We start from the raw sequence: 251 nt of genomic DNA on the forward strand, positions 1-251 counted from the left end.
CACGCTCAGGCCGCGCTCGAAACGCGTCTGGAGAATGCGCCAGGTCGTGAGCTCGAATGCGGGCTCGCGCGTCGCGGCGCACAGCATGGCCGCTTCGCCCTCGTTCGCAACGGCGCCCAGATAGCACCAGCGGTCGATCAGATGGAACAGCGGCGCACCGCTCGCGACGTCGCCCTCTTCAATCAGCACGGCGCCGTCGAACGGCCAGGGCGCGGACAGCGGATCCTGCTTCGACACGCGCGGCACGCGGT

The 251-nt window shown here is 69.7% G+C and carries 1 pseudogene; it reads right to left on the reverse strand.

The annotated features are described in order from the left end of the window. A pseudogene (locus SB816_RS33650) lies at positions 1-251 on the reverse strand (DNA polymerase III subunit epsilon); the annotation flags it as partial.

The organism is Achromobacter sp. SIMBA_011 (assembly GCF_046535435.1).
In the GTDB taxonomy this organism is placed as follows: domain Bacteria; phylum Pseudomonadota; class Gammaproteobacteria; order Burkholderiales; family Burkholderiaceae_B; genus Achromobacter; species Achromobacter dolens.